The organism is Streptomyces sp. DI166, assembly GCF_900091315.1.
In the GTDB taxonomy this organism is placed as follows: domain Bacteria; phylum Actinomycetota; class Actinomycetes; order Streptomycetales; family Streptomycetaceae; genus Streptomyces; species Streptomyces fuscus.
This window is the reverse complement of record NZ_FLSP01000095.1, coordinates 1-6620: the sequence shown is the minus strand read 5'-3', so window position 1 is coordinate 6620 and position 6620 is coordinate 1. Positions and strand designations below refer to the sequence as shown.

Annotated in this window: 2 protein-coding genes; both read left to right on the top strand. The window is 74.5% G+C overall.

Annotated elements, in window-relative coordinates; genetic code table 11:
* Positions 1-3 precede the first annotated feature (3 nt).
* Positions 4-5556 carry a type I polyketide synthase gene (locus GA0115233_RS32700; protein ID WP_093723953.1) on the top strand — a complete coding sequence of 1851 codons (5553 nt, stop codon included), beginning with the start codon at positions 4-6 and terminating at the stop codon, positions 5554-5556.
* 50 nt (positions 5557-5606) lie between these two features.
* A partial coding sequence (locus tag GA0115233_RS32695) for a beta-ketoacyl synthase N-terminal-like domain-containing protein (protein ID WP_176712026.1) occupies positions 5607-6620 on the top strand: 1014 nt, incomplete at its 3' end.

The window sequence follows — 6620 nt, the reverse complement described above, 5'->3', positions numbered from 1 at the left end:
ACGATGGCGCAGCAGAACGAAGCGAAGCTCCTGGACTACCTCAAGCGGGTCACCAACGACCTGCGGCAGGCGCAGAACCGGCTGGCCGCCGTGGAGGACAAGGACCGCGAGCCGATCGCCGTCGTCGGGATGTCCTGCCGCTACCCGGGCGGCGTCGGCTCACCGGAGGACCTGTGGCGGCTGGTCGCCGAGGGCCGCGACGCCGTCGGACCGCTGCCCGGCAACCGGGACTGGGACCTGGACGGCCTCTACGACCCGGACCCCGACCGGCACGGCAAGAGCTACGTCCGCGAGGGCGGATTCCTCTACGACGCCGACCGGTTCGACGCGGCCCTGTTCGGGATCTCCCCGCGCGAGGCCCTCGTCATGGACCCGCAGCAGCGGATCCTGCTGGAAGTGGTGTGGGAGGCGTTCGAGCGCACCGGCATCCCCGTCACCTCGCTGCGCGGGACCGCCACCGGAGTGTTCGTCGGCTGCAATCCGCTCGACTACCGCTCCGGCATCCACCAGGTCCCCGAGGGCTTCGAGGGACACCTCGTCACCGGCAGCGCCGGCAGCATCGTCTCCGGCCGGGTCGCCTACACCTTCGGCCTCGAAGGGCCCGCCGTCACCCTGGACACCGCCTGCTCCTCCTCACTGACCGCCCTCCACCTGGCCGCCCAGTCGCTGCGCCGCGAGGAGTGCTCGCTCGCCGTCGCCGCGGGCGTCGCCCTGATGTCCACCTCCGACGAGTTCACCGGCTGGAGCAGGCAGCGCGGACTCGCCGCCGACGGCCGCTGCAAGGCCTTCTCCGCCGACGCCAACGGCATGGGCCTCGCCGAGGGCGCGGGCGTCCTGGTCCTGGAGCGCCTCGCCGACGCCCGCCGCAACGGGCACCGGATCCTCGGCCTGATCAAGGGCTCCGCGCTCAACCAGGACGGCGCCTCCAACGGCCTCACCGCCCCCAGCGGCCCGGCGCAGCAGCACGTCATCCGGCAGGCGCTCCTCAACTGCCGCCTCAACCCCGGCGACGTGGACGCCGTCGAGGCGCACGGCACCGGCACCCCGCTCGGCGACCCGATCGAGGCGCGGGCCCTGCTCGCCACCTACGGGCAGGACCGAGACCCCGAACGGCCGCTGTGGCTCGGCTCGGTCAAGTCCAACATCGGGCACGCGCAGGCCGCCGCCGGGATGGCGGGCGTGATCAAAATGCTCATGGCGATGCGGGCCGGTGTCCTGCCCCGCACCCTGCACGTGGACGAGCCGACCCCGCACGTCGACTGGGAGTCCGGCGCCGTCCGCCTGCTCACCGAGCCGCGGCCCTGGCCCGAGACGGGGCGCGCGAGGCGGGCCGCCGTGTCCGCGTTCGGGATCAGCGGGACGAACGTGCACGTGGTGCTGGAGGCGGCACCGGAGGAGACCGAACCGGAGCGCGCCGCGACGGCGGGCGGGACGGTTCCGTGGGTGCTGTCCGCGCACTCCGCGGACGCGCTGAAGGCGCAGGCCGAGCGGCTGGCGGCGGCGGTCGACGGGCCCGAACCGGTCGACGTGGGCTGGTCGCTCGCGACCGAGCGGGCAGCGCTGGCCCATCGGGCCGTCGTCTGGGGCCGGGACCGCGAGGAGCTGAGGGCGGCCCTGGCCTCCGTGGGGTCCGCGGGCGGCCCCGTGGACGGGCGGCTCGCGGTGCTGTTCACCGGACAGGGGGCGCAGCGGGCCCGCATGGGCGCCGAACTGGCCGCCGAGTTCCCCGTGTTCGCGCGGGTCCTCGCCGAGACGTGCGCCGCCTTCGAGGGGCTGCTGCCGGGCTCGCTGACCGAGGCGCTGGAGGCGGGGACCCCGGGTCCACTGGACCGTACCGTCTTCACGCAGGCCGGGCTGTTCGCCTTCGAGGTGGCGCTGTACCGGCTGGCCGAATCCTGGGGCGTGCGCCCGGACTTCGTGATGGGGCACTCCGTCGGTGAGCTGATCGCCGCCCATGTGGCCGGAGTGTTCTCGCTTCCGGACGCCTGCCGTCTGGTGGCGGCGCGCGGCGGACTGATGCAGGCGCTCCCGGCGGGCGGCGCGATGCTCGCCGTACGGGCCGGGGTGCCCCAGGTCGAGGACGTACTCGCCTCCCTCGGCGGCGCCGTCGAGATCGCCGCCGTCAACGGACCCGCCTCGCTGGTCGTCTCCGGCCCCGAGGGCGACATCGAGGCCGTACGCGAACGCTGCGACCTGGCCGGGATCAAGTGCCGCCGCCTGCAGGTCTCGCACGCCTTCCACTCCGCGCTCATGGAACCGATGCTCGCCGAGTTCGAACGCGTCGCCTCCGACGTCTCCTACGGCGAACCGGCGATCCCCGTCGTGTCCAACCTCACCGGGCGGCCCGCCGGGGAGGAGATCCGCACCCCCGCCCACTGGGTGCGGCAGGTCCGGGAGGCGGTGCGCTTCGCGGACGGCGTCACCTGGCTCGCCGACAACGGCGTGCGCAAGTTCCTCGAACTGGGCCCGGACGCCACCCTGACCGCCATGGCCGCCGAGTGCGCCCCCGGCCTGTTCGTCCCCGCCACCCGACGGGACCATCCCGAGGTCGCCAGCCTCACCCAGGCCGTCTCCCGGCTCTGGGCGAGCGGCACCGACATCGACTGGGCCGCGCTCTTCGAGGGCCGCGACCCGCGCCACGCCGACCTGCCCACGTACGCCTTCCAGCGCGAGCGCTACTGGCTGCAGGTCCACGGCGGCACCGGCGACCCGGCAGGGCTCGGCCTGGACGGCGCCGGACACCCGCTGCTCGGTGCCGCCGTGCCGATAGCGGGCGAGGACGGAGTGCTGCTGACCGGACGGCTCTGCCCGCGCACCCAGCCCTGGCTCGCGGACCACGCCGTCGCGGGCACCGTCCTCTTCCCCGGCACCGGCTTCGTGGAACTGGCGGTGCGCGCCGGGGACGAGGTCGGCTGCCGTACCGTACGGGAACTGACCCTCCAGGCACCCCTCGTCATCCCCGAACAGGGCGGAGTGCGGATCCAGGTCGCCGTCGGCCCCGCCGACGAGGAGGGCGCCCGCCCCCTCACCGTGCACTCCCGCCCCGAGGACCAGGGCCCCGACGCCCCCTGGACCGCGCACGCCGAAGGCACCCTCACCGGCGCACCCACCGCGCTTCCCGCCGGCCTCACCGCATGGCCGCCGGAGGGCGCCGAGCCCGTGGACGTCTCCGGCTTCTACGCCGAGGCCGAGACCGCCGGTTACGGCTACGGCCCCGCCTTCCAGGGCATGACCTCCGCCTGGCGCCGCGGGGACGAGGTGTTCGCCGAGATCGCGCTCCCCGAAGCCGCCCGGCCCGACGCCGCCGCCTACGGACTGCACCCCGCCCTCCTCGACGCGGCCCTGCACCCGCTCGGCGTGCTCGCCGACGCCGACACCCACACCGTGCGCGTCCCCTTCGCCTGGCGCGACCTCACCCTGCACGCCTGCGGAGCCGACCGCGTACGCGTCGCCCTCACCCCCGGCGGCCCGGACGGCGCCACCCCCACGGTCACCGTCGCCGACCCGGACGGCCGCCCCGTCCTCACCGCGGACTCCCTCACCCTGCGGCCCCTGAGCACCGACCAAATCCCGGCCGCCGCCCGGACCGACCGGCTCTTCCGCCTCGACTGGCACCCCCTCGACACCACCGCCCCGGAACCCGCCCACGACGAGACCTGGGCGATCCTCGGCTCCGACCCCCTCGGCCTCGCCGCCGAACTCCAGTACGCCGGTACGACGGTCACCGCTTACGCCGACCTGGCCGCACTCACCGCCGTCCTCGACGCGGGCGTCCCCGCACCCCCCGTCGTCCTGCTGCCCTGCGCCGCGCCCGGCGGACCGGCCACCCACGACCGACCGGCCACCCCCGACGCCGACACCGCGCACGACGCCGTCCAACACACCCTCGCCACCCTGCGCGACTGGCTCGCCGACCCCCGGCTCACCGACACCCGGCTCGTGGTGGTCACCGCGGGGGCCATCGCCACCCGCACCGGTGAGGACGTGCCGGACCTGGCCCACGCCGCACTGTGGGGCCTGGTGCGCACCGCACAGACCGAGCACCCCGACCGCTTCCTCCTGGTCGACACCGGACCCACACCGGACGCCGACCTGCTCACCGACGCCGTACGCGCGGCCCTCGACGCCGGAGAACCCCAGAGCGCCCTCCGCGACGAGCGGATCCTCGTCCCGAGGCTGGCGCGCCGACAGCCCACCGGCCACACCACCCCCTGGCGTCCCGACGGCACCGTGCTCATCACCGGCGGTCTGGGCACCCTCGGCACACTCGTCGCCCGGCACCTGGCCGGGGAACACGGCGTCCGCCGCCTCTACCTCACCAGCCGCTCCGGAGCCGACGCCCCGGGCGCCGCCGCGCTCGTCGCCGACCTCGCCCGGCTCGGCGCCGACGCGGAGGTCATCGCCTGCGACGTCGCCGACGCCGGCGAACTGGCCGCCCTCTTCGACAAGATCCCGCCCGAGCACCCGCTGACGGCCGTCGTGCACGCCGCCGGAGTCGTCGACGACGCCGTCCTGACCGCCCTCACCCCCCACCAGGTCGAGGACGTCCTGCGCCCCAAACTGGACGCCGCCCTCACCCTGCACACCCTCACCCGCGACCTGGACCTGACCGCCTTCGTCCTGTTCTCCTCCACCGCGAGCGTCCTCGGCGGACCCGGCCAGGCCAACTACGCCGCCGCCAACGCCTTCCTCGACGCCCTCGCCCACCACCGTCGCGCCCAAGGGCTGCCCGCCACCTCCGTCGCCTGGGGCCTGTGGGCCGAGACCAGCGGCATGACCGGCCGCCTCGACCGCACCGACCTCGACCGCATCACCCGCTCCGGACTCGCCCCGCTCGCCACCCCGGACGCCCTCGGCCTCCTCGACACGGCCGGCGCGAGCGACGACGCCCTGCTCGTCGCCGTCGAGATCGCCATGACCACCCTCCGGCGCAACGCCCGGACCGGCATGGTGCCGCCCGTCCTCAGCGGCATCGTCCCCACACCGCCACGCCGCACCTCGGCCCGCACGACCGGCGACGCGCCCACCCTGACCCAGCAGTTGGCCGGCAGGAGCCCGAAGGAACGCCTGGCCCACCTCCAGGAGTTGGTACGCGGCCACGTGACGGAGGTCCTGGCCCACGGCAGCACCACCACCCTCGACACCGACCGCGACTTCGCCGACCTCGGCTTCGACTCGCTCACCGCCGTCGAACTGCGCAACCGGCTCTCCGCGGTGACCGGCCTGCGCCTGCCCACCGGCCTCGTCTTCGACTACCCCAGCCCGAGCGCGCTGGCCGCCCACCTCGACAGCCTGCTCGCCCCCGAGGACGACCCCGCCCGCGGCACAGCCGCGTGGACCGAACTGGAACGCCTGGAAACCGCGCTCGCCACCCAACCCCCCACGCCCGAGGCCCGGACCGCACTGCTCAACCGGCTCCAGTCGCTCGTGTGGCGCCTGGAACCCGACCCGGACGAACCAGCGGCCGGTACGGCACAGCAGACCTCGCCCTCGCTCGACACCGCCAGTGACGACGAGATGTTCGACCTGATCAACAAGGAACTCGGCCTGGGCTGACCGCCCCGCATCCCCACCCGCCCCACCCACCCCGCTGGAGACGAAGGCAGATGTCCGGCAACGAAGCCAAGCTCCGTGAGTACCTCAAGTTGGTCACCGCCGACCTCCAGGAGACCCGTCAGCGCCTCCAGCGCACCGAGGCCAAGAACCGCGAGCCGATCGCCGTCGTCGGCATGGCCTGCCGCTTGCCCGGCGACGTCCACTCCGCCGACGACCTGTGGCGACTGGTCGCGGAGGGCGGCGACGGCATCACCCCCTTCCCCGACAACCGGGGCTGGGACGAGGACCTGTACGACCCCGACCCGGACGCCTACGGCAAGAGCTACGTCGTCGAAGGCGGATTCCTGCACGACGCCGACCGCTTCGACGCCGAGTTCTTCGGGATCTCGCCCCGCGAGGCCCTCGCCATGGACCCGCAGCAGCGCCTGCTCCTGGAGACCGGCTGGGAGGCCGTCGAACACGCCGGCATCGCCCCCGGCTCCCTGCGTGGCAGCCGCACGGGCGTCTTCATCGGCGCGTCCGGCTTCGGCTACCTCGCCGACATGCTCCACGTCCCCGAACAGGTCAGCGGCTTCTCCCTGACCGGCAACGCGACCAGCGTGCTCACCGGGCGGCTCGCCTACACGCTGGGCCTGGAGGGGCCCGCGGTCACGGTCGACACGGCGTGTTCGTCGTCGCTGGTGGCGTTGCACCTGGCGGTGCAGTCGCTGCGGAACGGGGAGTGCGACCTGGCGCTCGCGGGCGGCGTCACCGTCATGCCGAGCCCCGGGGTCTTCGTGGAGTTCAGCCGTCAGCGGGGGTTGTCGGCGGACGGGCGCTGCAAGCCGTTCGCCGCGGCGGCCGACGGGACGGGATGGTCGGAGGGCATCGGAGTCCTCGCGGTGGAGCGGCTGTCGGACGCGCGGGCCAAGGGGCACCGGGTGCTGGCGGTGGTGCGAGGGTCGGCCGTCAATCAGGACGGCGCGTCGAACGGTCTGACGGCGCCCAACGGTCCCTCCCAACAGCGGGTCATCCAGCAGGCGTTGGAGAACGCGAGGGTGACGGCCGACGAAGTGGACGCGGTC